The sequence below is a fragment of the Polaribacter sp. Z022 genome (genome assembly GCF_023555495.1).
Taxonomy (GTDB): domain Bacteria; phylum Bacteroidota; class Bacteroidia; order Flavobacteriales; family Flavobacteriaceae; genus Polaribacter.
The window spans coordinates 1-1869 of record NZ_JALCZO010000020.1; the positions used below are offsets into that span (position 1 = coordinate 1).

Consider the following 1869-nt stretch of genomic DNA (forward strand, 5'->3'; position numbering starts at 1 on the left):
TTTTTCCTTCGGAAAAATACGCAGGTACAAAGTTGTTTAATAAATTGCTTACTTTTAGCATAACAAAACCGCAACAAACCATATACAAACACGTTGCCACCAATAAGAGAGAAATTCGTAAATAAATTAATAATCCTGAAATCTTTAATGGAACTACAGTTAATGAAAGACTGTATTTATCTGGAAAAATGACAGAATTTGACAGAGCTATAAAAAAAGATAATAGGAATAATGCATATAGAATTTTGAGAGAACTGAAAGTTGACGAACCTTCCATAATTTTAACTGTTGGCTATATAAAAGAGAATATGAAATATCCAAATGCTTGGGATTTTCCGAATGAAAATTCTAACAAACTGAAAAATGAAAATAATGCGACTTTAGAATATTCAAATCTATTTGAAATTGGAATGGGAGCACCAATTAGTGGAATTTGTAAACTAAATAAAAAAAGAGGAAATATTTTTCTTATCGGAGATAATTGTGGAGGACCTGCATTATGGAATGAATCAGGACTTAAAGTAGCTATTCCTATATGGGAAAAATCGTTTTTAAGAGGGAAATTTCAGAAAATTGGAATAGTTGACTTGAAAAAAAATACTTTGACTAAATATAAAAAGAAGTTTCAAGTATTACATTTAGAAACATTTGAAAATAATAAAATTCAAGGAATTGATAGTCCAATTCATAAATCTAAAACAATCGAATTTAATGTTGAAAATGAAAAAGTTGAAAAAATTATCGAACTAAATTAACTGGTGGCAACACCGTGTATAAAAAATTGCTATTTTTAGCTTAATTAAAATTAGTTGCTTTTTTGCAATCTTTTATTTTCCTTCGGAAAATAACGATGGCACAAAATCGCAACTTTCCATAACACAAACACGTTGGCAAACATAAAAAAATAACAAAAATGTAACAAATTATTATTTTGAACTTTTAATAAGTAAATAACATAAAAGCTATGAAAATAAAAAAAGTAATATTTATTTTATTTGCAATGATTTCCCTTTCTATTTACTCTCAACAAATTGAATTTGAGAAAACCTTAGGAAAAGAAAATGTTGAAACTCTGAATTCTCTGATTAGAGATTTTGAAACAAAAACATTAAAAAATGAATATCCAAATCTAAAAACAGAAAATGCTTACAAGGAATTTTTAAAAGATATTTTAAAGTATAACTATTCTCTTCTGGAAAATAGAATATTTCCAGAAAGTAAATTAAAACTGAATATTTATTGTGTGCCTGATTCTACTTGGGTTGAGGAAAGAGAACTTTCATCTGGAAAAAAAAGTGAAATGATTAAGACAAAATATAAAACAAAATACAAATGTTTGAATCCAAAAGGAAAAGTTATTTATTCAAGTTCAGGTTATTTTTATGGTAACAAAAAAAGTAAAACATTAAGACTTGTGGAAAATCAAAAAGATGACGTTCAAATTAATTTTAATAGTATTTATCTAAAAGCTTTGGAAGAAATCCCTAATAAATCAAAATTCGTCGAATATTATTTGAAAAACATTAAATTGACAGCTGACCCAATTCATCCTTTTTTGATGTCTCATTATATATTGAAAAATAATATTGACATAAATGATTATTTCACAAAAAGGTTGATATTCATAAATATGTTTTATAGATAAATAACGTTTGCCAACACCATATATAATTTATTGCTGACTTCTCGCCTACTTACGAAAATCCTCGCGGATTTTCTTTGTCCGTAATTATTTACTAAATTAGGTACTTGAAACACGCAACAAACCATATATAAACACGTTGGCTGTAATTAAAAACCGAAATGGAAACATTCAGAATTAAAGGAAAAAAAATAAAGAATTGGAAAACATTTCACTCTGAATTTAAA

The 1869-nt window shown here is 26.3% G+C and carries 2 protein-coding genes; both read left to right on the forward strand.

From position 1 onward, the window contains the following. Positions 1-188 precede the first annotated feature (188 nt). Positions 189-755, forward strand: coding sequence for a hypothetical protein (locus MPF13_RS15360; RefSeq protein WP_249983645.1), 567 nt, complete (start codon positions 189-191; stop codon positions 753-755). Between the two features lie 209 nt (positions 756-964). Next, positions 965-1645: a hypothetical protein gene (locus MPF13_RS15365; protein WP_249983646.1), complete on the forward strand. Its 681-nt coding sequence runs from the start codon at positions 965-967 to the stop codon at positions 1643-1645. Positions 1646-1869 lie beyond the last annotated feature (224 nt).

What these genes read in the sequence shown, in the direction of transcription:
- MPF13_RS15360 (WP_249983645.1), top strand. Translation starts at nt 189, where the DNA reads ATGACAGAATTTGACAGAGCTATAAAAAAAGATAATAGGAATAATGCA.
- MPF13_RS15365 (WP_249983646.1), top strand. Translation starts at nt 965, where the DNA reads ATGAAAATAAAAAAAGTAATATTTATTTTATTTGCAATGATTTCCCTT.